Origin of the sequence: Methylophilus sp. 'Pure River' (genome assembly GCF_046765995.1) — a bacterium.
In the GTDB taxonomy this organism is placed as follows: domain Bacteria; phylum Pseudomonadota; class Gammaproteobacteria; order Burkholderiales; family Methylophilaceae; genus Methylophilus.
Genome location: NZ_JBKOUE010000003.1, coordinates 132,172 through 153,116, shown reverse-complemented (window position 1 = coordinate 153,116; position 20,945 = coordinate 132,172). Strand labels below are relative to the sequence as shown.

18 protein-coding genes are annotated in these 20,945 nt (G+C 50.5%); 17 read left to right on the top strand and 1 reads right to left on the bottom strand.

Annotated features, from left to right (window positions below; translation table 11 throughout):
- Window positions 1-126 precede the first annotated feature (126 nt).
- The 10 genes from ACIDE9_RS04520 (at window position 127) to ACIDE9_RS04475 (ending at window position 9,622) form a co-directional block, all read left to right on the top strand.
- Window positions 127-612 (top strand): DUF2726 domain-containing protein, encoded by a 486-nt coding sequence (locus ACIDE9_RS04520; protein ID WP_194754061.1) that lies wholly within the window; start codon window positions 127-129, stop codon window positions 610-612.
- A 178-nt stretch (window positions 613-790) separates the two neighbouring features.
- On the top strand, window positions 791-1,033 hold the full coding sequence (locus ACIDE9_RS04515; protein WP_411993054.1) for an AbrB/MazE/SpoVT family DNA-binding domain-containing protein: 243 nt from the start codon (window positions 791-793) through the stop codon (window positions 1,031-1,033).
- Window positions 1,030-1,431 (top strand): PIN domain-containing protein, encoded by a 402-nt coding sequence (locus tag ACIDE9_RS04510; RefSeq protein ID WP_194754063.1) that lies wholly within the window; start codon window positions 1,030-1,032, stop codon window positions 1,429-1,431. Before ACIDE9_RS04515 ends, ACIDE9_RS04510 begins: the two co-directional genes overlap by 4 nt.
- Before the next feature lie 275 nt (window positions 1,432-1,706).
- Window positions 1,707-3,047 carry a GTPase HflX gene (gene hflX, locus ACIDE9_RS04505; protein WP_411993051.1) on the top strand — a complete coding sequence of 447 codons (1,341 nt, stop codon included), beginning with the start codon at window positions 1,707-1,709 and terminating at the stop codon, window positions 3,045-3,047.
- A gap of 357 nt (window positions 3,048-3,404) precedes the next feature.
- Window positions 3,405-3,974 (top strand): PEP-CTERM sorting domain-containing protein, encoded by a 570-nt coding sequence (locus tag ACIDE9_RS04500; protein ID WP_411993049.1) that lies wholly within the window; start codon window positions 3,405-3,407, stop codon window positions 3,972-3,974.
- A 283-nt stretch (window positions 3,975-4,257) separates the two neighbouring features.
- Window positions 4,258-4,761 carry a sigma-70 family RNA polymerase sigma factor gene (locus ACIDE9_RS04495; protein WP_194754066.1) on the top strand — a complete coding sequence of 168 codons (504 nt, stop codon included), beginning with the start codon at window positions 4,258-4,260 and terminating at the stop codon, window positions 4,759-4,761.
- Window positions 4,758-5,726: a FecR domain-containing protein gene (locus ACIDE9_RS04490; RefSeq protein WP_411993047.1), complete on the top strand. Its 969-nt coding sequence runs from the start codon at window positions 4,758-4,760 to the stop codon at window positions 5,724-5,726. The genes ACIDE9_RS04495 and ACIDE9_RS04490 overlap by 4 nt, the downstream gene beginning before the upstream one ends.
- A 97-nt stretch (window positions 5,727-5,823) precedes the next feature.
- Complete coding sequence (locus ACIDE9_RS04485; protein ID WP_411993045.1) at window positions 5,824-8,250, top strand: TonB-dependent siderophore receptor; 2,427 nt, start codon at window positions 5,824-5,826, stop codon at window positions 8,248-8,250.
- A gap of 43 nt (window positions 8,251-8,293) precedes the next feature.
- Window positions 8,294-9,427, top strand: coding sequence for a PepSY-associated TM helix domain-containing protein (locus ACIDE9_RS04480; RefSeq protein WP_411993043.1), 1,134 nt, complete (start codon window positions 8,294-8,296; stop codon window positions 9,425-9,427).
- Between the two features lie 18 nt (window positions 9,428-9,445).
- Window positions 9,446-9,622, top strand: a complete 177-nt coding sequence (locus ACIDE9_RS04475) for a hypothetical protein (protein WP_411993040.1) — start codon at window positions 9,446-9,448, stop codon at window positions 9,620-9,622.
- A gap of 3 nt (window positions 9,623-9,625) precedes the next feature.
- On the opposite strand, the gene ACIDE9_RS04470 is transcribed toward ACIDE9_RS04475, so the two are convergent.
- Window positions 9,626-10,522, bottom strand: coding sequence for a LysR substrate-binding domain-containing protein (locus ACIDE9_RS04470; protein ID WP_411993038.1), 897 nt, complete (start codon window positions 10,520-10,522; stop codon window positions 9,626-9,628).
- Window positions 10,523-10,630: 108 nt separating this feature from the next.
- Between ACIDE9_RS04470 and metE the strand changes: the two genes are divergently transcribed.
- The 7 genes from metE (at window position 10,631) to ACIDE9_RS04435 (ending at window position 20,890) form a co-directional block, all read left to right on the top strand.
- A complete protein-coding gene (gene metE / locus ACIDE9_RS04465; protein WP_411993036.1) occupies window positions 10,631-12,922 on the top strand; it encodes a 5-methyltetrahydropteroyltriglutamate--homocysteine S-methyltransferase in 2,292 nt (763 codons plus the stop codon).
- Between the two features lie 152 nt (window positions 12,923-13,074).
- Complete coding sequence (locus ACIDE9_RS04460) at window positions 13,075-13,587, top strand: RNA polymerase sigma factor (RefSeq protein ID WP_194754073.1); 513 nt, start codon at window positions 13,075-13,077, stop codon at window positions 13,585-13,587.
- Window positions 13,584-14,435 carry a FecR family protein gene (locus ACIDE9_RS04455; protein ID WP_411993034.1) on the top strand — a complete coding sequence of 284 codons (852 nt, stop codon included), beginning with the start codon at window positions 13,584-13,586 and terminating at the stop codon, window positions 14,433-14,435. The genes ACIDE9_RS04460 and ACIDE9_RS04455 overlap by 4 nt, the downstream gene beginning before the upstream one ends.
- Window positions 14,436-14,478: 43 nt before the next feature.
- A complete protein-coding gene (locus ACIDE9_RS04450; protein ID WP_411993032.1) occupies window positions 14,479-14,979 on the top strand; it encodes a sigma-70 family RNA polymerase sigma factor in 501 nt (166 codons plus the stop codon).
- Window positions 14,976-15,941 (top strand): FecR domain-containing protein, encoded by a 966-nt coding sequence (locus ACIDE9_RS04445; RefSeq protein WP_411993030.1) that lies wholly within the window; start codon window positions 14,976-14,978, stop codon window positions 15,939-15,941. The genes ACIDE9_RS04450 and ACIDE9_RS04445 overlap by 4 nt, the downstream gene beginning before the upstream one ends.
- 105 nt (window positions 15,942-16,046) lie before the next feature.
- Entirely contained in the window at window positions 16,047-18,416 is a 2,370-nt protein-coding gene (locus ACIDE9_RS04440; RefSeq protein ID WP_411993028.1) for a TonB-dependent receptor domain-containing protein, read from the top strand.
- A 152-nt stretch (window positions 18,417-18,568) separates the two neighbouring features.
- On the top strand, window positions 18,569-20,890 hold the full coding sequence (locus ACIDE9_RS04435; protein ID WP_411993026.1) for a TonB-dependent siderophore receptor: 2,322 nt from the start codon (window positions 18,569-18,571) through the stop codon (window positions 20,888-20,890).
- Window positions 20,891-20,945: the final 55 nt, after the last annotated feature.

Genomic DNA, 20,945 nt, shown 5'->3' with positions numbered 1-20,945 from the left:
TTAGGTTTGTATTTTACTATTTTTTTAATTAACAATTATTAACATAATTCTTTCTGAAGAATCTAAAGCAGTAATTACGGGAATGATTAAACAGATAACAGCTTAAAACAGGAGGAGTCACAATTGATGAGTTTTACCTTTTTACTGTTAGCTTTGCTGGTGATTATCGCTATCCTTGGATTGCTGAAAGCGAAGTCTCAAGGCAATTCAAGTGGTCATGGTATTTGGCCTTTTTATGCAAAAAAGCCGTTATCACCACCTGAACAAATTTTATATTTCCGCCTTCTTGAGGCACTGCCGGACTACATTATTTTGGCTCAGGTTCAACTTTCTAGATTTTTAGGTGTTAAGAAAGGCCATAATTACCAATCATGGTCGAATCGTATTAATCGAATGAGCGCAGATTTTGTCATCTGCAAAAAAGACGCTTCTATTGTCGCTGTGATTGAGCTTGACGACAGCACTCACCAAAAACTCGATAGACACATCGCGGATAATAAAAAAGATAAGGCATTAGAGGCGGCGGCAATAAAAGTCGTGCGTTGGCAAGCCAAATCAATGCCTGACCTTTCAGAGATTAAAGCTACCTTTATTGCTCAAACCACACTATAAAGAATAACAGGTAGGGCGTACCTGCTTGCGGTACGCGGAATGATGGCTCGCGATCAATCACACATCACACTTATCGAATATCGTCGCGCTTGGCATAAAGGTGGAACGTATTTTTACAGTGAATTGTTTTGGATGATATACTTAAGCTAATGTATATCATTTTTGAGGGGTTAACTCTATGCAAGTCGCAAAATGGGGTAATTCATTAGCTGTGAGATTACCTGCGAGTGTGGTGCAGGCCTTAGACCTTAAAGAGGGCGAAGAAATTGATTTGCATGTAGCAGGTGAGCGCAGTTTTGAAGTAAGCAAGCAGGCTAATGCAAAAGAGCTGCTGACGCGTTTGCGTTCGTTGCGTGGGCGTTTGCCTGAGAGCTTTCGTTTTGACCGCCTGGAGGCTAACTTGCGGGATAGCGACAAGTGAGCAAGCCGTTTATTGATAGCAATGTGATCTTATATTTGCTATCTGGCGATGTGAGTAAGGCAGACAAAGCAGAAGCGATGATTGCAACGGGTGGCACGATTAGCGTCCAAGTGCTTAATGAAGTGACCTCGGTTTGCCACAAAAAATTAAAAATGGATTGGGTTGAGATTGGGGCTGTTTTAGAGGCTATCAAAGCTAATCTGCAAGTTGTTCCACTCACTGAGAAAACGCACGCGTTAGCTGTGCAAATTTGCCAACTCCACCAATTGTCATTTTACGATGCGCATATTTGCGCGGCGGCAATTGATGCAGGTGCTACCACATTACTGTCTGAGGACATGCAGGATGGTATGGTGATTGATGGTATGGCGATAAAAAATCCCTTTAATGGTTTTTAGAAGTAACAGCCAAGTGATTTAACTATCATTAACCCCTAATGACTTTTTAAAGTTATTAAGGAGCCAACCATGCGTGCTCTAACCATATTCATATTTCGGAATCATGACACCTAACCTTAAGGTGCTAGTTGAGCGCGAGCGCATTTCGGCTATCCGCGCCACTCGATCATACTCACTACGGTGATCTATCAAATTTTATCTAATCACCTATAGCGGTGGTTTCTGCATTTGCGAGTACTATCTGCCCTCTATCATTCAAGAAGTGTTGTTCCCTCATGCAAAGTGAAGTTAAAGAGCCCGTCAGCCATGCCGTTGTGGCGGCCGTGCAACTGCCAAATGTCAGCGATATGGAGTTTGAAGCTTCGCTGAATGAGCTACGCGAACTGGCAAAAACACTGGGCTACAAGATCGTCCACACCTTTGTGCAGAAGCGCGCTGGCTTTGATATCACCGGCTATCTGGGAGTAGGTAAGCGCGAAGAGATTCGTGATTATGTACGCAGTATGTCTGGAGACCCGGACGCACCAGAATTTAATCCCCATGCCCTTGAGATTGAAGCCGTGCTGGTTGACCATGAAATTTCCCCGTCGCAGGCGCGCAATCTGGAGTTAGAAGTCGGTTGCGAGGTGATGGACCGCACCATGGTGATTTTGGAGATTTTTCACCGCAATGCCCGTTCACGTGCGGCGCGTGCGCAGGTGGAGATTGCGCGGTTGGGCTATATGGCGCCGCGTTTGCGCGAGGCGGCAAAACTGGCGGGTCCGCAGGGGCGGCAACGTAGTGGCGCCGGTGGGCGCGGGGCAGGCGAGTCGCATACTGAGCTGGATAGACGCAAGATTCGTGACCGGATTGCCGAGCTGCAACAAGAAATTATTGTGATGGATGGCGAGCGCAGGACGCAGCGCGCGCGACGACAAGAGCGGCAGACAATGGCGAGTGTGGCGCTGGTGGGTTATACCAATGCCGGTAAATCTACCTTGATGCGCGCACTCACCGGTAGTGAGGTGCTGGTGGCGAACAAATTATTTGCCACACTGGATACCACGGTGCGTGCCTTGTACCCGGAAAGCGTGCCGCGCGTGCTGGTCAGTGATACCGTGGGTTTTATTAAAAACCTGCCGCATGGCCTGGTGGCTTCTTTTAAATCGACGCTGGATGAGGCGCTCGATGCTGCGCTGTTGTTGCACGTGATCGATGCCAGCGACCCTGGTTTTGAGCGTCAGCTTGAGGTGACGGATAAGGTACTCGAAGAAATCGATGCGGATGTCGTGCCGCGCATTCGCGTGTTTAACAAAATAGATTACGTGGGCGATGCCACCGCGCAAGTCGAGTGTGAAGCCGCGCTGCGCCTCAAATACCCGGATTGCATAGTCATGAGTGCCCGCCGTCCGGATGAAGTGGCGATGCTGCGGCAGAAGATTGTCGATTTTTTCCAGCGGGATCTGGTGGAAACCGAAATTTTTTTGCCTTGGTCAGCCCAACAGCTACGCGGCAAGATTTATGGCACCTGCCAGGTATTGAACGAGCGCTCGGATGAAGAGGGTACCTTCTTCACTGTGCGTGGCGAACCCAATGACATTAATAGCCTGCGTGAACAATTGATGTTGCTGCAATAAGTGCTCATCACGGTAGTTTGGACTGGTCAGGACGCATCAGTATTTCCACGTTGCACTAACTGAATAAAAGCCTGCACATAATCAATTAATAGGGACAGACTCGATAGCTGTAAAAATTGATATTTATTTATATGAATATATTAAAAAATAATGAGTTATATCGGGTGCCGTTTGTATTTTTGAAACAAATGCAATGCTTTATAAGTTTGTTTTTTACGCAAGTTAATCTTCTGTTGCGCTTTTATTGCGGAAGAGTAATATTAATGAAAATTATTGCAATAAGTAGTTTAGGGGCGATAGCGAGTTTTTTGTGTTTTTTTATTAATCTTTAAGTATTTTTATTGAGTGGAGGAGCAAATGAAACATTTTAGTAAATTTGCAGTAGCTATGGCCCTTGCAGTTGGATGCACACAAGTTTTTGCTGCGGGATCTATTTTTGTCACTGAGCCTGGAGCCGACGGTTTTAACATTGAAACGGGCGGCTTTAACGGATCCAGTTACGAGATTTCTAAAATAGTGTTTGATTTTAGTAGCACCATTACAGCTGATGGTAGCTATCTGGTGATTGACGGTTCGCCATTGTCCGTGAGTGCGCCAGCTGGCGGTAGCGCTGTGTTCTTTGGTAGTGGCGCCGTATTTGGTTTTGACTTTACAAGTTTCAACACTTTTGAATCATTCAGCTTCAAGTGGGATCCTGACTCAGCGATTAGCGGATCTTATGGTGCAACAGCGCTTGATTTTATCGGTGGCACAGTCACAGCTTATACGACCAATGGTTTATACAAAGGGTCTTTTGAGTTAGTAGGCAATGGACCAGACGTCACTGCTTCACTTTCACCTTATGTCCCTGTGCCAGAGCCACTCACCAGTGCTAGCCTTCTTGCAGGTTTGGGTATGTTAGGTTTGGCGCGTCGCCGTCGCTCATAGTTATTTGATTGTCTGTCTTAAAGCCCATCACATGATGGGCTTTTTTATTTTAGCGCCCTTACACAAGTTATTCTTGCTGATGATGCGCTTAGGCGTGACAGTCTTGATCAGAAACCAGGGGCTAGTCACCTAACTCTTTGCCAAATCAGTCAATGCTTGCACATCATCAACCTGCACTGTTGATTGGTGTATGCTCAAATCTGCTTAGCTTGCCTTGTTACCAAATTGGTCTTAATAAAAGACCGTGGTACAATTGATAATGATTCTTATTAGCAAATAAATTATGTCAATGCCTGACCCCGGTGTGCAACAGCAATTGCATCACTTATACAGCCATCATTATGGCTGGTTGAAAGCATGGTTACGAAAAAAGCTCTCTTGCCAGCACACCGCGGCTGACTTGGCACAAGACACCTTTGTGCGACTGATCATTGCTGATCAAAAGCCATTGCCGGAACAGTCTCGCGCTTATTTAACACAAATTGCCAAAGGTTTGATGATTGATCTATATCGACGTCAACGCCTGGAACTGGCTTATCAGGAGTGGCTGCTGCAATTACCGCCGGTCGAGACTCCTTCGCCTGAGCAGCAGGCGATCGCATTGCAAAGCCTGATACAGCTCGACAAGGTATTGGATCAATTGCCTGCCAAAGTACGTGAGACATTTATCCTGTCACGGTTTGAGCAACTGACTTATAGCCAAATTGCCGACCAGCTTGGTGTTTCTGTGGCTGCAGTGCGCAAATATATGCTCAAAGCCACGCAAGCCTGCATGGAGTTGTTATGAACCAGCATTCAACGATCAATCTAGTCACAGACTATGCCAGACTACAACAGGAAGCATTAGAGTGGCAGGTGATGTTATGGTCAGGTGAGGTCACTGCCGATCAGCAGCATGCATTTGAGGTCTGGCTGAGCCGCAGCGATGCGCATCAGCAGGCATGGTCTGAAATAGAGGTCATGCAGCAAAAACTGCAATTGGTGCCACAGGCGACCATCGGACTGGTGCGAGAAAAGCTACCTTCCGCCAAAAGACGGCGACTGTTACAAATACTGGGGCTGGCGGCTGTGACTGGCGGCACTGTGCCGGTTGTGCGTCAAAGTAATACCTGGCAAGCACTGGCTGCTGATTATCGTACCCATACCGGCCAGCAGGAAAAGATCCGGCTGGCCGATGGTAGCCAGTTGATCATGAATACTTCGACTGCGGTAGATATTGTCTATAGTGCGCATGAACGTAAGCTGGTGCTGCATGAAGGTGAAATTTATATCAACACTGCGCCAGATACGACACAGTCACGGCCCCTGCTGGTTCAAACGCGTCATGGAACGGCAACCGCACTAGGCACCGCATTCAATGTTCGCTTAAAACAACACGAAACACGGGTCTCTGTGTATGACGGCGCGGTCAGGCTGCGTTCAGATAATGGCTTGCATAGCCTCACCATTGCAAGTGGCATGCAGGCTGGGTTATTAGCAGACGCCTTGACCAAGGCGACCCGCAATAGCAGTGAAAGTGCCTGGTTGGATGGCCGGTTGGTGGCGGAGCAATTACGTTTAGGCGACTTTCTGGATGAGTTAAGCCGTTACCGCATGGGGGTGATCCGTTATGACCAGACGGTGGCCAATATGCTGGTGTCAGGTGTATTTCCACTTATGGATAGCGATCGTGTCTTGCAGTCGTTATTGCAGGCGCTGCCCTTACGTATTCATTATTTCTCCAAGTATTGGGTGACCGTCCATGCCGCCTGATAGTTGTGAGTTTAGGTAAAAAATGGCTTAAGGCGTAGCACTTTTATTTTTTCATTCGGGGTAGGAGTGAAGACTACTTTTTCAATGAGGAATAAATATGTCACACCCCATCTCAGCGCAGGCAGCATTGCCTGTGTTCCGTATCCGTCAGCTGGCTGGCCTGCTTTTACTCTCAGGCATGGTCTCCATGGCTTATATGCCACGCGCTTATGCCGATGCCGTGCAAGAGAGTGGTGCTGCCTTGCAGGCATTTAATATTGCGGGTGGCAGTATGGATCAGGTGTTGAATACTTATGCCAGGCAAACTGGCATCTTGCTGGTGATTGATGCCAGCCTGACCCAGGGCAAGCAAAGTCGTGGATTGCACGGGCAATATGATGTATTGCAGGGTTTAAATGCTATTTTGACTGGCAGTGGTTTACAGGCGGTGGTGCAGGATAATGGCAGCTACAAATTGCAAAAAGCCGCGCAGCCGCTGCCTGCAGTATCGGGTGCGGTAGAAACATTGCCGGAAGTCGTGGTATCCACTGCGCGCGCAGCTGAAGATCGTTCGGCATACGCAGGTAAACAAGTAGCACGCGATGGCCGTGCCGGTATGCTGGGGCAGCGTGATTTTCTGGATGTGCCATTTAATGTGACCAATTATACGGAGGAGGTGATTGCGGATCAGCAAGCACGTAGCATTGGGGATGTATTGCAAAATGATCCGTCGGTACGTCAAACCAGCGCCCGTACTAATATCAATGAAGACTTCTCTATCCGCGGCTTTACTGTTGCTAGCCAGGACATCGCCTTGAACGGCATGTATGGCCTGATGCCTTATTTCCGTGTACCGGTAGAAATGGCCGAGCGTGTGGAAGTGCTTAAAGGCCCGAGCGCATTGCTCAACGGCATGCCGCCCAGTGGTAATGTCGGGGGTAGTATCAATATTGTGCCCAAGCGTGCAGGTGACCAGGCATTAAGCCGTTTTGGCGTGACGTACATGAGTGATTCCGTATATGGCGGCACGGCAGATCTGGGTCGCCGGTTTGGTGAAAATAACGAGTTTGGTGTCCGCCTCAATGGCATGTACCGCAAAGGTGATACAGCCCTGGACCAACAAAAACTGGAAGAGTTTATGGGCAGCCTGGCGCTGGACTACCGTGGTGAGCGTTTACGGGTCACGGCAGATTTCATCAACCAGCAAGAAACAATCAATAAAGTCGTCCGCCAGTTTACGGTGGGTGCCGGTTTAACCAAAATGCCGGGCGCACCAGATAATCAGTTGAATTATCCTGGCTATGGTCACTCGCAAATGAAAGACCGTTCCATGGTATTGCGTGGCGAATATGACGTGACCAATGCAGTCATGGTGTATGCCGGTGTCGGCAGCCGCAACAGCCAGATGGACGCGGTGGCAGGCAACCCGAGCTTGACCAGTGCTAATGGTAACTATAGTTCCATGGCTATGTGGCAGTTATTTGAAGTGAAGTCTGAATCGTTTGAAGCAGGCAGCCGTATTAAGTTTGACACAGGCCCGGTTGGTCATCAGGTGAGCCTGGGCGCGACCAAGGTCAGACAGAATACCGATATTTACTTCGCTGCGGTGTCTGGCACGATTAACGGAAACATTTATGCGCCAGTGTATATTGATACGCCAAGCACAGCAGGCTTGCCTGGGAATAAGGAGAAATATGGCGCAATGACGCTGACCAGTTATGCGCTGGCAGATACGCTATCCTTCTTAGATGAGAAAGTGCAGGTGACGCTCGGTGCTAGGCATCAACGAGTAGAGCAACAATCTTATTTATTTGCGACTACCGATCCCTACGATAAAACTGCACTCACACCAGTGGCAGGCGTGGTGTTCAAGCCACAAGAAAATATTTCCTTGTATGCCAATTACATTGAGGGTTTGAGCCAAGGCCCGCAAGCACCTTTAACGATGGGAAGCCGCATATTCCCACCTTATAAAACCAAGCAAAAAGAGGTTGGGGTTAAAGTGGACTGGGGTAAGCTTGCCACCAGCGTGAGTGTGTTTGAGATCGAGCGGCCTAGTGCGATTAATAGCGGTACTACGTTTAACGTGAATGGTGAACAGCGTAACCGTGGCGTGGAGTTTAATGTGTTTGGTGAGGTTGCTGACGGTGTGCGTGTACTGGGCGGTGGTGCTTATACGCAGGGCGAGTTGGTCAAGAATCAAGATAGTGCCTTAAATGGTAATACCGCGGTGGGTGTGCCTGACTGGCAGGTCAGTATGGGCGGTGAGTGGGATCCGGTGCCTGTGCCCGGCCTGACACTCACTTCCCGGGTGATTTATACCAGCAAGCAATATGTGGATCAGGCTAACAACCTGTCCATTCCAAGTATCACCCGCTTTGACATCGGCGCACGTTACAAAACCGTATTGAATGCAACCCCGGTGACCTTGCGTGCCAATATCGAGAACCTGTTTAATCGCGATTACTGGAATACCTCGAATGAGGGGTATATCTACCTGGGTATGCCGCGTACCTTGCTGCTCTCGGCAACGGCTGATTTTTAGGCCGACGCTACAATTTGGATGTTAAAAATAAAGAAGTCGTTTGATGAGTATTCGTAAGTGGTACCTGATACATAAATGGAGCAGCCTGGTGTGTACGGCGTTCTTGCTCATGCTGTGCCTCACCGGGTTGCCTTTGATTTTCCATGAGGAAATCGAGCATTTGTCCGGTGTGGTGGAGGCGCCCATCATGGCAGAGAACACACCTAATGCCAGCATGGATGCGGTGGCTGACGCTGCGCGCAAACAGCGGCCGCAGGAGGTGATCCGCTTTATGTTCTGGGAGCAGGACGAGCACCCGAATGTCACGCTGGTGTCCATGGCTAAGTCCATGGATGCCTCGCCCGACGATTCGAATATCGTGCTGGTTGACTCACGCACGGCCAAAGTGCTGGATGCTCCGCCGCCAGACCGCGGGTTTATGTATGTGATGCTTAAACTGCATATTGATATGTTTGCCGGTTTGCCCGGCATGCTGTTTTTGGGCTTTATGGGTTTGCTGTTTGCGGTCGCCATTATTTCTGGCATTGTGCTGTATCACCCGTTTATGCGGCGACTGGATTTTGGCACTGTCAGGCGTGAGAAGCAGGCGCGCTTGAAGTGGCTGGATATCCACAACCTGCTGGGTGTAGCAACGCTGGTTTGGGCGCTGGTTGTCGGCATCACTGGTACCATCAATACTTTGAGCCAGATCGTCATTATGGTTTGGCAAGGCGACCAGATGGCGGACATGATTGCACCTTATAAAGGCTTGCCGCCACCAGTCAAACTTGGTTCTTTGCAAGACTCGATTGACACTGCCAAAAAAGCCGTGCCGGACATGCATGTCAGTTTTGTAGCTTTCCCCGGCAGCATGTTCTCCAGCCCGCACCATTACACGGTGTTTTTGAAAGGCAATACACCGGTAACTTCGCGTTTGCTGCGCCCTGCATTGATTGATGCGCAGACGGCACAATTAACCGATACACGGGAAATGCCGTGGTATGTCAAAACATTATTGTTGTCACAACCGCTGCATTTTGGGGATTATGGTGGTTTGCCACTCAAAGTGATTTGGACCTTACTGGATCTGATTACGATTGTGGTGCTGGGCAGTGGCTTGTATTTATGGCTTAAACGTCATCAGCATGTTGAGCAGCGCATACAGCATTTACAGCAGGCGCATGCCGAGACGCTTTAAATTGGAGGATTGAACACCATGCAAAAGAAATTCCTTCAAATCTGGGGCTGGCCGATTGTGTTGGCCGTGTTGAGTACGTTTGGCCTGCTGGCGGCACTGTTAGGCACTGGGATATGGCATTGGTTGTCCTGGCTGAGCCTGGCGGTCCCATTGACCATGATGGGGTATTACACCTGGAGAAAACCACGGGCCTGACGGTCAGGCCGAGCGTTGTTTGTGTGCGCTCGCCAGTGTAATAAATGCCTGCACATAGTCTGTATTGACATCCGTTTCGCGTATGCCTAAGTAAATCTGCTTGGCAATGCCTTGTTCGCCCAATTTGACTGGCACCACATCAAAACGGCTTTGATATTCTTCCACCAGCCAGCGCGGCAAGGCGGCGACGCCACGGCCGCTGGCGACCATTTGCAGCATGATGTCAGTGGTTTCAATCGGTTTGTGTACCTGTGGGCTGATGCCTGCCGGTTGCAAGAACTGGTTGTAGATATCCAGTCTGTCTATATCTACCGGGTAGGTAATCAGCGTTTCTCTGCTCAGTTGTTCTGGCCTCAGGTACTCTGCTTGGGCGAGTGCGTGTTGGCGGTGCACGACCAATACCTGTTCGTAGTCAAACACCGGCACAAATTTCAGGCCGGGTTTATACAGCGGGTCTGGGGTGACCAGCATATCGATCTCATAGCCAAACAGTGCGCCGATGCCACCAAACTGGAATTTCTGTTTGACATCTACATCCACGTCCGGCCAGGCAGCTAAATAAGGTGACACCACTTTGAGTAGCCATTGGTAACACGGGTGGCACTCCATACCAATGCGCAAGGTGCCGCGTTCGCCTTGCGCAAACTGTCTTAAGCGTTCTTCAGCTAGCGAAAGTTGCGGTAGTAATCGGTTGGCGACAGCCAGTAAATATTGCCCGGCTTGTGTCAGGCGCAAGCTACGGCCTTCGCGTAGCCAGATATCAGTGCCTAGTTGCTGTTCCAGTTTTTTAATCGAGTGACTGAGGGCCGATTGCGTGAGAAATAACTTTTCAGCGGCGGCTGTCAGTGAGCCTTGGCGTTCGACTTCGCGAATAATGGCTAAATGGATACGTTCAATCATGTGTTTATATATGAATAAAATTAATTGATTGTTGAAATAATACCATTTTACTTCATGAATTGCCTTTCCTAGAATGTGTGCTCTTTAACGATCACTCAAGGGGCTGGCATGGCGACCACACACAATCTGGGATTCCCGCGCATAGGCGCAAAACGCGAACTGAAATTTGCTTTAGAGGCTTATTGGAAAGGGCAGTCTTCACTGGACGCATTAAAGCAAGTGGGCAAAGACTTGCGTCAGGGTAACTGGGCGTTGCAATCCGATCTGGATTTAGTGCCTGTGGGTGACTTTGCCTTTTATGACCAAGTGCTGGACATGAGTTTTACCCTGGGTAATCTGCCAGCGCGCGTGCAAGATTTTCATGGTGATGCGCTGGATAACTATTTCCGCGTGGCGCGTGGCCGCTCTGCCGAGTCTGATGAAGCGCATGCGCAGTGTTGTGGTGGCGTAACAGCGGGGGAGATGACCAAGTGGTTTGATACCAACTATCACTACATCGTGCCAGAGTTTACTGCGGAGACGCAATTTAAACTGGATGCGACGCGTTTGCTGGCGCAACTGGCTGAAGCGAAAGCACAGCAGGTGAAGGCCAAGCCGGTGATTATCGGCCCGGTGACTTACCTGGCGATAGGCAAAAGCAAGGATGATTCGGATCGCCTGGCGTTGCTGCCGCAGTTGTTGCAGGTGTATACCGAGTTGCTGGAAGCGCTGGTTGCGCAGGGTGTGGAGTGGGTGCAGATTGATGAGCCAATTTTGGTGACTGAACTGACGGCCGAATGGCAGCATGCGTTTAACCTGGCTTATCACCAGTTGAAGAGTAGCCGTGTCAAACTGCTGTTGGCGACTTATTTTGGGCCGTTGGCGGATAACCAATACCTGGCGGCCAATTTGCCAGTGGCGGGCTTGCATGTGGATGCGATTAATGCACGCAGTGAAGTCGTGCCTTTGATCAGCATGCTGCCTGCGCACAAAGTGTTGTCTGTGGGGGTGATTAACGGCCGCAATATCTGGAAAACAGATTTGAATACCACGCTGGATTGGCTAGAGCCGATTGCCGAACGTTTGGGTGATCGTTTGTGGCTGGCGCCTTCATGCTCGTTGCTGCATGTGCCGGTGGATCTCGACAGCGAAGTCAAACTGGATGCCGAGGTTAAGTCATGGTTGGCTTTTGCCAAACAAAAGCTGGAAGAGTTACAGGTGTTAGCAACGGCATTAACACATGGGCGTGCTGCGGTAAAAGTGGCATTGGCGGTGAATCAGGTAGCGATTGACGCACGCCGCGCCTCCAAACGTGTGCATAATCCGCAGGTGAAAGCCGCGCTGGAAACACTGACACCACAACTGGGGCAGCGCCAGAATACGTATGCGCAACGTGCGGCCAAGCAGGCGGCATTGCTCAAGTTGCCCAAGTATCCAACGACGACGATTGGTTCTTTCCCGCAAACGGCTGAGATTCGCCAGGCACGCAGCCAGTTCAAGGCTGGGGCGTTGGATTACGCTGGCTATGAAATCGCCATGAAAACTGAAATTGAGCGCAGCGTGCGTGAGCAGGAGTCGCTGGGCTTGGATGTATTGGTGCACGGTGAGGCCGAGCGTAACGACATGGTGGAATACTTTGGTGAGCAACTGGATGGCTATGCCTTCAGCCAGTTTGGCTGGGTGCAGTCTTATGGTTCGCGTTGCGTCAAACCGCCTATCCTGTTTGGCGATATCAGCCGCACACAAGCCATGACGGTAGAGTGGATCAAGTATGCGCAATCGCTGACCAGCAAGCCGATGAAGGGCATGCTGACCGGCCCGGTGACGATATTGAACTGGTCATTTGTGCGTGATGATCAGCCACGTGCGGTGAGTTGCTACCAGTTGGCATTAGCGATTCGTGAAGAAGTGCTGGATTTGGAAAAAGCAGGCATTCACGTGATCCAGATTGATGAGGCGGCCTTGCGTGAAGGCTTGCCATTGCGCAAATCACAGTGGAAAGAGTATTTGAACTGGGCGGTGGAATCTTTCCGTATCACGGCTAATGGTGTTGCCGATGAAACGCAGATCCACACGCATATGTGCTATTCGGAGTTTAATGACATTATTGCTGCGATTGCCGAGATGGATGCTGACGTAATTACCATTGAAACCTCACGCTCGGACATGGAATTGCTGGATGCGTTTGATGATTTCAACTACCCGAATGAAATCGGGCCAGGCGTCTATGACATTCACTCGCCGAATATCCCGACCCAGGATCATATCGTGCAACTCATGCAAAAAGCGGCCGAGCGGATTCCGGCTGAGCGTTTGTGGGTGAACCCGGATTGTGGCTTGAAGACACGCCAGTGGGCGGAAGTGTTACCCGCGTTGACCAATATGGTTGCAGCAGCTAAAACCTTGCGTGCCCAGGCGTAAGGCGTGATACAGCTTGCTGGCATCCTGTGTCGGGTGCCAGCAAATCTTGCCTTCTCTTTGCGTTTTTTAATCTAGTTGATAATGATTTTCATTTGTATTTTTTTATAGAGGCCGCTAAGATGTCCGTTTAAATAATTGTCTGCCTCATTGCTGTGTTGCTCCATCCCGAAAACTCCAAACTTGTAGTGACCCTGGTGTATCACTACGATGAATTGGTCAATTATGTGAAGCGTCACTTTGGTGACCAGCATTTCGCACAGGATGTGGTGCATGACGTCTGCATTGAGATCATGGAGCGGCCACTGGGCCAGCCGGTGAATACGCCCATGGCCTTTTTGCGCCGGCTTTCCAGAAACCGGGCCATAGACCGTTACCGCCAGCAGCAGATGCAGCAGTCTCACGTGCACACCATGCAGGATACGCTAGCGCAGGCACATGAGGTGGATGGCGAGCGGGTATTACATTTTGTGCAGCGATTAGAGGCGTTAAAACGCATTATCGAAGCGTTACCGCCGCGTCAGCAGCAGGTGTTTTTACTGCACAGGTTGCATGAAATGCCACAGCAGGAAATTGCAGATGCGCTGGGTATTTCGCGCAATATGGTGACACAGCATTTTACCAAGGCGATGGCGACCATCCAGCGGGCTTGGGGAGCGCAGGCATGAAGATCAGTCGCCATGAAGCTCGCCCCTTGCCGGAACAGGGGAGTGCACCGGATGTGCTCAGCCCTTATACAGAGGCATTGCGCAACCACTTTCCTTCGCGGGAAGACATTCTGCGCGCAGCCCAACAGCAGGCCCGGCACCAGCGCCGTTTGAAAAAAATCACTGCCGGTATTGCCGCCATCAGCGTCGTTGCACTCAGCTGGTATGTAGACCCGGTATTGCAGCGTGAAGACCTGCATACCATGGTCGGACAACAAGCCCATTATGTGTTGAAAGATGGCAGTCGCGTCACGCTCAACACCAATAGTGTTCTGCTGGTTGAGCAGCGCCTTTACTCCAGGCAATTACATTTGCAGCAAGGAGAGGCGTTGTTTAGCGTAGAGCATGCATGGCGACCTTTCACCGTCTATGCACACGAAACGGCTATCAGGGATATCGGGACGGTATTTAATGTACGTCATCATGGGCAAGGCGCTGTGGTGACCGTGGTCGAAGGCGCTGTAGAAGTGCGCACTGCGTCTGACCGGCGCCAGGTTTTCCAGAACCAGGCAGTGCGTACCCTGGCGGCTGACATTTCTACAACACAGACTGTTTCAGCTACTGCTACAACGGTCTGGCAACAAGGCCGACTCATGTTTGACGGTGACACCCTGGCAGAGGTTGTCAGCGAGTTGCAGCGTTACCATCACGGGCAGATTGAAATTGCAGATGCACGCATCGCCAATTACCGCATGTCAGGTGAGTACGATATCAATGGTATTGATGCATTGATTGATACCTTGCCAGAAATTTTGCCGGTGCGTATCTCCCGGCAAGAGGGTGGTGTGATTGTGATCCGGCATCTTTAATCATGATTGAGCCATTTTATATTGTCGCTAGAAAGTGTCAGCCATGGCTTTGCTGAATGTGCGCTGGCAGCAATTACACGATGTCTACCGTCAGCATCATGACTGGCTGCAGGGCTGGTTGCGCAAAAAAACCGGCAACCCATGGGATGCGGCGGATATTGCGCATGATACGTTTGTGCGTGTTATGCATAAAGACAAGCTGGCCCAGTTAGGGGCAGAGCCACGTGCCTTGCTGGTGCATATTGCCAAAGGCCTGGTCATAGACCACTGGCGCCATCAGCAGGTGGAACGCGCTTACCAGGAAACATTGGCACATCTCACGCCAGACTTATGGCCATCGGCTGAAGAGCAGCACCTGATTCTGGAATCATTGCGACAAATTGATCATCTATTGCAACACATGCCTGCGCAAACCCGCGCTATTTTTTTACTGGCGCAACTGGATGGGCTGACTTACCAGCAGGTTGCCGATCAACTGGCGCTTTCACTGATCACTGTCAAACGGCATATGCGTAAAGCGTATCTGGCGTGTTTAAGCCTATGATGTTAAATACTCCCTCAACGCTGGATCAACAGGTGCTGGCCCAGGCGGTGGACTGGCTGCTGAAATTACAGTCAGAGGAGACGAGCCCTGCGACACTGGCGGCGTTTGAGCATTGGCAAAGCAGTCACCCACAACATGCAGAGGCCTGGTCGCGACTCACGCAAATACAGCACACCTTTGGGCAGGTGCCGCATAAAGCATTGGCCAAACAGGTGCTGGCGCGCATAGACCATACATCACGCAGGCAGGCACTCAAAAAACTGGGTACGCTGGCAATCGTATTACCAAGTGCCTGGCTGGGATACCGAACGTTACCTTTAGAACGCTGGCGGGCCGGGTACCAGACCGCGGTTGGCGAGCAGAAACATCTGCATCTGGGCGATGGCACGCGCCTGGTATTGAATACAGATTCTGCCGTGGATATCCAGTATCACCAAGAGCGGAAGATTGTGTTGCACCAAGGTGAAGTGTGGCTGGAAACCGGGCATCAGGACAAGCGCAAATTGGTCGTCATTACGCCGCATGGTGAGCTGGTGCCATTGGGTACACGCTTCAATGTCAAGTTGACTGCTGATCGTACTATATTGGCGGTGACCGAAGGGGCAGTGCGTATTCAACTCGACAATGGCCAGAGCAGTGTGGTGCAAGCCGGGCAGCAGCGCGCATTCAATCGTCATGCATTGGAGCCAGCACGAGTTGCGGACCAAAGCGTGGGCTACTGGCAGCAAGGCATGCTGCTGGCACAAGCAATGCCCTTAGAGGCATTGCTCAAAGAGCTGGCACGTTACCGGCACGGCGTGATCCGTTGCCATCCTGAGCTCAGGCAGATGACCGTATCGGGAGCGTTTCCTTTAAAAGATACCGATGCCGCACTCGACTTGCTGCAAAAGACCTTGCCGGTAAAAGTCGTCGCGCCTAGCCGCTACTGGATCATGATTGAACCTGCATCTGCCGCAGGATAAAAAAATGTTGTTTACCCTGATACTTTTTTAGCATTCGCCCGGTGTACATGATGAAGGCCGTTCCTAGGCCGTTTCATTATTGATACTTAAGAAAGTTCTCAGGCAATGACATTTTCCGTTTTTAAACTTACTCCGTTGCAGAGCGCACTGCGTGTTGCTTTGTGCGGCTTTATTTTGGCGGCCAGCCCGTCGCTGGTGATGGCGGATAGCCCCAAAGCCGTCGCCGAGAAACAGCATTATCAACTCGCCCCAGGCCCCTTGGGTCATGTGCTGGCAGAGTTTGCTGCCTTGACTGGCACACGCCTGTCGTTTGACCCCGCCCTGCTTGCCAACTTGAAAAGTGACGGCCTGCAAGGGTATTACAGCGTTAATGAGGGATTCGATACCTTGCTCAAGGGCAGTGATTTTGCACTGGATGACAAGGGTGGTCAGCAATATTCGCTAAAGAAGAGCGCGAAAGTCAGTAGCTCTGCTGCACCCACGACCAGCGCTCATGAATCAGTGGATACCTTGCCAGAAGTGACCGTGCAGGGTGAGAAAATCACGCGTAAACTCAGTGAAACCTACTCCAGTGTGGCTGTCGCTACCGCCCAGGATATCCGTACGCATGGTGATCAGTCGCTATCTGACATCATGGCGCGTACGCCTGGTGTATATACGCAGTCACGTAATGAAACCTGGGGCATCCGTGGCGTGCCGGTAACCGGCTTTGATGACCAGGGGCCGCTGTCGTTAAACAACGCGGTGTCGGTGTTTGTTGATGGCGCCTTGCAAACCAGCAGTATGGTGACCATGAGCCCGCTTTCAACCTGGGATATGAAACAGGTGGAAGTGTACCGTGGTGCGCAATCGACCGTGCAAGGCCGCAACGCATTGGCGGGAGCGGTGATTATGCAAACCAATGATCCCGAGTTTAAAAATACACTGACCTTGCAAGGCAACCTTGGCAATTATTACCAGCAGGGTGGGGCGCTTGCAGCCAACGCGGTGTTAGTGCCAGAGGTGTTGGCAGGCCGCTTTGCCTTGAATGTGCAAAATGAAGAGGGTTATATCAAGAACCGTGTGCTGGATAACAATGCCGATCCGCGCCGCTCTATCAATGCCCGTGGCAAATTGTTGTTATTGGCTGGGGATAACACAGAGGCTTTGCTGACCTTATCGCACACCGATTACCACGCCGGTAGCAATGGCGTGACGCAACTCAATAACCAGCCGCAATATTACAAGTTGAACCAGAACACAGATGCTTTTGATGCCATACAGCAAAATGAGGCGACGCTAAAGCTGACACATCAGCTCAATAAGTCATGGGCGTTAACCAGCATTTCTTCGGGGACCAATGCGAACTACCAGAGCCTGCTGGATTTTGATCAGGGCGCGGTAGATAGCGAAGAAGCCAATCGCCACCATCAAACCAGATTATTTAGCCAGGAGTTCCGCGCCACATACCAGGGGGATACCCTGAAGGCACACGCGGGTTTCTATTACGGGTCTTCCAGAATCAAGTTTAATGATACCTTGGGCGTCGTGGGCTTCGGGTCGGTATTGATGGCGGATGGCAGAAGCCAAATACGTAATCAGGCCATCTTTGGCGAGGTTAACTGGGATTTTGCCCCGCACTGGCAAGCCATCGCCGGTTTGCGTTATGACCGTGAGAAAAATGAAGCCAAGGTCGATTATGTGCTGGATACCTTCTCGCTATCACCAGTCACCGAAGCCGATGACAAAAAGACTTTTGGCGCCTTACTGCCAAAAGCGGGCATCAACTATATCTGGTCGCCTACTCAGCGTACTGGCTTTGTGGTGCAACGTGGTTATCGTGGCGGTGGTATTAATATGCGGGTGCCATCCGATCACCGGCCATATGACGCGGAATTCACTACTACCTACGAGCTTTCTTATCGCGGTAGCTGGCCTGAATATGGCCTGAAAACCTTTGCCAACGTGTATTACACCGATTGGAAGGACCAGCAGGTGCGTCAGCGCGATGCATTGAATCGTTTGTATATTTCTAACGCTGCCAGAAGCCGTATGCGCGGCCTGGAGGTTTCGGCTGAGTATGCGATCAATAGTGACTGGCAGATGATTGCCGGTGCCGCCTACAACCATACCGAGTATCTGGACTTCATCAACAGTGATGGTCTCAATATGCGCGGCAAGCAGTTCATTATGGCGCCGAGAACCAAAGTGAATCTTGGCTTGAACTACCACTTGGGTAATCAGTGGCTGTTCAATGTAGACACGGTTTACCAAGATAGCAGCCCTTCCGTATATCTGCTCACAGAAACCAGACGCAACGACAGCGTGGTGCTGGTGAATACCAATGCGACCTATCGTTTAAATCCACGTACCACGGTGAATGCCTTTGTGCGTAACCTGTTTGACCGCGAGTATGTCACCAATAATAGTAGTGGCGATGTGCTCGATGTTGGCGCTCCGCGCTTATTCGGAGTGGCGCTTAAGCTGGAGATTTAACGCGTTTCTATTAAAAGTACCGGCCCGCATGGGCAGGTACTTTTTTGACCGGCGCGACCACCGGGATAAATTTTTTAGCTCAGACATCAACATTTGCCGATGCTCATGCGACATACCAGTGTAAGCAATTTATTTATTCACTGGAAAGCACGATGTCTCTCTCTTATAAGCCTACTTTAATGGCGTTATTACTGGCCAATCTCGTTTTCACTGCCCAGGCTGTGGAACTGAATATTCCCTCACAATCATTAGATAAAGCCCTGAATACTTTGGCTCATCAGTCGGGTGAGCGCATTCTCTTTTCTACTGCGTTGACTGAGCATAAACAATCCCCCGCACTCAGGGGTGACTATACTGTGCGTCAGGCGCTGGAAAAGCTACTGGAAAATAGTGGTTTGGCGTTAAAGCAAACGGATAGCAAAAGCTTTACCGTGATTCGGCTGGATGTAGACGAGAAAACGCCTCAGTTATTAAATGAAGTGCATGTGCAGGCAGCCAGGGAGGGCAATGGGCTGCTTAGTCGTTACGAAGCTAATCAGGCCAGTTATGGCGCACTGGGCGAAAAAACATTACTGGATACACCATTCTCCGTCAGGGTGGTGAAATCGGAAGAGATGGTTGATCGCCAAGTGACGAATATTGCGGATGTATTCAGGCTGGATGCTGCCGTGACGGCCTCAAGTAACGGGGTCGCGCGTGAAAGCTCCATGATTACCGTCAGGGGCCTAGCGCTCGATTTATTGAATGGTTATAAAATTGATGGCCTGAATATTTCGGCATGGAATACCGATTTACCCATTGAGCATTTCGAGCAGATTGAGCTGCTGAAAGGCTTGTCCGGGTTCATGTATGGTTTTGCACAGCCGGGCGGTATCCTCAATTACAAGCTCAAGCGCGCCGGGGATACGCCGATGACGCGCGTGACGGCCGGCTTGATGACGGATAGTCAATACAGTCTCAACCTGGATATCGGCCGTCGTTTTGCCGATGATCGTTTGGGATTGCGTGTCAATTATGTACACGAAGGTGGCGATACTTATCTGGATACGCCGATCAAGCGAGATTCAGCCTCCGCCGCACTGGATATTAAACTCAGTGACCAGTTAACCATTGAGGCCGACACACTATATCAAAAACGCAAAGTGAATGGCTCCATGTTCGCGTTGGTGGTGGATGATAATGCTGCCGCCCCTAAGCCGATTGATGGCGCCAAACGCCTGACGCAGGATTTTACCTATCATGAGACCGAGATGCTGACTGCAGGTACCGGGTTGCGTTGGGCATTCAATGACGACTGGAATATCAGTACGGCCGTACGTATGTCCAAACTCAAGCGTACCAATTACGACAGTTATCTTTACATCAATGACGATGCCGGTAACTATGATGATGGCCTGGTACAGTGGTATAGCGAGCACACCAATCTGTCAGCAAACATGATGGTGAATGGGCGGTTTGATACCGGGAGTATCAAGCATGCGCTGGTGGCGGGGACGGATATGCAAACGGTGCATCGCAGTGGTGCGCCGGACGGTTTTGTCTCCTTGGGAACGGGCAATTTGTACGGTGGCCGCAGTGATGCAAGCAATCCACATTCCGACATCAGCAAAGATGTCAGTACCATTTTCAGGACCCGCAATGTTGGTGTGTTTGTGAGCGACACGATTGAATGGACGCCGCAATGGAGCACCATTATTGGCCTGCGTCATAGTAGCTACCGCAAAACCCAGCCCGGCGGTGAGACTTTTGACAAAAGCAAGGTGACACCAACCTATGCTCTGCTCTGGAAACCGCAAGAGGCACTGACTGCCTATGTAAGCTATGTCGAGGCGTTAGAAGAGGGCAACACGGCGCCCCTGGGAACCAATAATAAAGACCAATCCTTTGGGCCGCTGGAAAGCAGGCAATATGAACTTGGCCTCAAGCAGCAAGGCAGCTTCTGGTCTGCCGAAGCCGCGCTGTTCCGCATGCAACGTGGCCTGGCTTACACGAATAGTAGCGATTATTACGTACAGCAAACGAAAGGCCTGGTCCTGAGTGGACTGGACCTGGCGGGCCGTGTTGAACTCGGCAGCCAGTGGGCCTTGCGCGGTAGCATGGTACTCATGCACAGTGAAAACAACAGTGATGATGTTGATGTCAATGGCAAGGATGCGCCTAACGCCCCCAAATTTACTGCTACCTTATTTACTGATTATCAAATGCTGGCTGTGCCTGGCGTGACCTTATCAGCAGGGATGCGTTATGTGGGTGACCGTTACCTGGAAGCAAGAAATATTCACCGCATGGATAGTTATACTTTATTTGATCTGGGTGCGCGCTATCAGGCCAAACTGAATGACCATCGCGTGACCATGCGTGCGGCTATTCAGAACCTGACCAATGAGAAATATTGGCAAACCCACGGCGACTGGAATTTCCTGACGCAGGGCGAGCCGCGTATTTTCAAGGTGAGTGCACAGGTAGATTTTTAAGCGTGACAGCTAGGGGATCAGCTGACTGTTGTTTTCCTCAGACATACTCGTTTTG

Coding starts and splice junctions, on each gene's coding strand:
- ACIDE9_RS04490 (WP_411993047.1), top strand. CDS start 4,758: ATGAACCAGCATTCAACGATCAATCTAGTCACAGACTATGCCAGACTA.
- ACIDE9_RS04440 (WP_411993028.1), top strand. CDS start 16,047: ATGACATTTTCCGTTTTTAAACTTACTCCGTTGCAGAGCGCACTGCGT.
- metE (WP_411993036.1), top strand. CDS start 10,631: ATGGCGACCACACACAATCTGGGATTCCCGCGCATAGGCGCAAAACGC.
- ACIDE9_RS04455 (WP_411993034.1), top strand. CDS start 13,584: ATGAAGATCAGTCGCCATGAAGCTCGCCCCTTGCCGGAACAGGGGAGT.
- ACIDE9_RS04480 (WP_411993043.1), top strand. CDS start 8,294: ATGAGTATTCGTAAGTGGTACCTGATACATAAATGGAGCAGCCTGGTG.
- ACIDE9_RS04450 (WP_411993032.1), top strand. CDS start 14,479: ATGGCTTTGCTGAATGTGCGCTGGCAGCAATTACACGATGTCTACCGT.
- hflX (WP_411993051.1), top strand. CDS start 1,707: ATGCAAAGTGAAGTTAAAGAGCCCGTCAGCCATGCCGTTGTGGCGGCC.
- ACIDE9_RS04515 (WP_411993054.1), top strand. CDS start 791: ATGCAAGTCGCAAAATGGGGTAATTCATTAGCTGTGAGATTACCTGCG.
- ACIDE9_RS04500 (WP_411993049.1), top strand. CDS start 3,405: ATGAAACATTTTAGTAAATTTGCAGTAGCTATGGCCCTTGCAGTTGGA.
- ACIDE9_RS04485 (WP_411993045.1), top strand. CDS start 5,824: ATGTCACACCCCATCTCAGCGCAGGCAGCATTGCCTGTGTTCCGTATC.
- ACIDE9_RS04520 (WP_194754061.1), top strand. CDS start 127: ATGAGTTTTACCTTTTTACTGTTAGCTTTGCTGGTGATTATCGCTATC.
- ACIDE9_RS04475 (WP_411993040.1), top strand. CDS start 9,446: ATGCAAAAGAAATTCCTTCAAATCTGGGGCTGGCCGATTGTGTTGGCC.
- ACIDE9_RS04445 (WP_411993030.1), top strand. CDS start 14,976: ATGATGTTAAATACTCCCTCAACGCTGGATCAACAGGTGCTGGCCCAG.
- ACIDE9_RS04495 (WP_194754066.1), top strand. CDS start 4,258: ATGTCAATGCCTGACCCCGGTGTGCAACAGCAATTGCATCACTTATAC.
- ACIDE9_RS04470 (WP_411993038.1), bottom strand. CDS start 10,522: ATGATTGAACGTATCCATTTAGCCATTATTCGCGAAGTCGAACGCCAA.
- ACIDE9_RS04435 (WP_411993026.1), top strand. CDS start 18,569: ATGTCTCTCTCTTATAAGCCTACTTTAATGGCGTTATTACTGGCCAAT.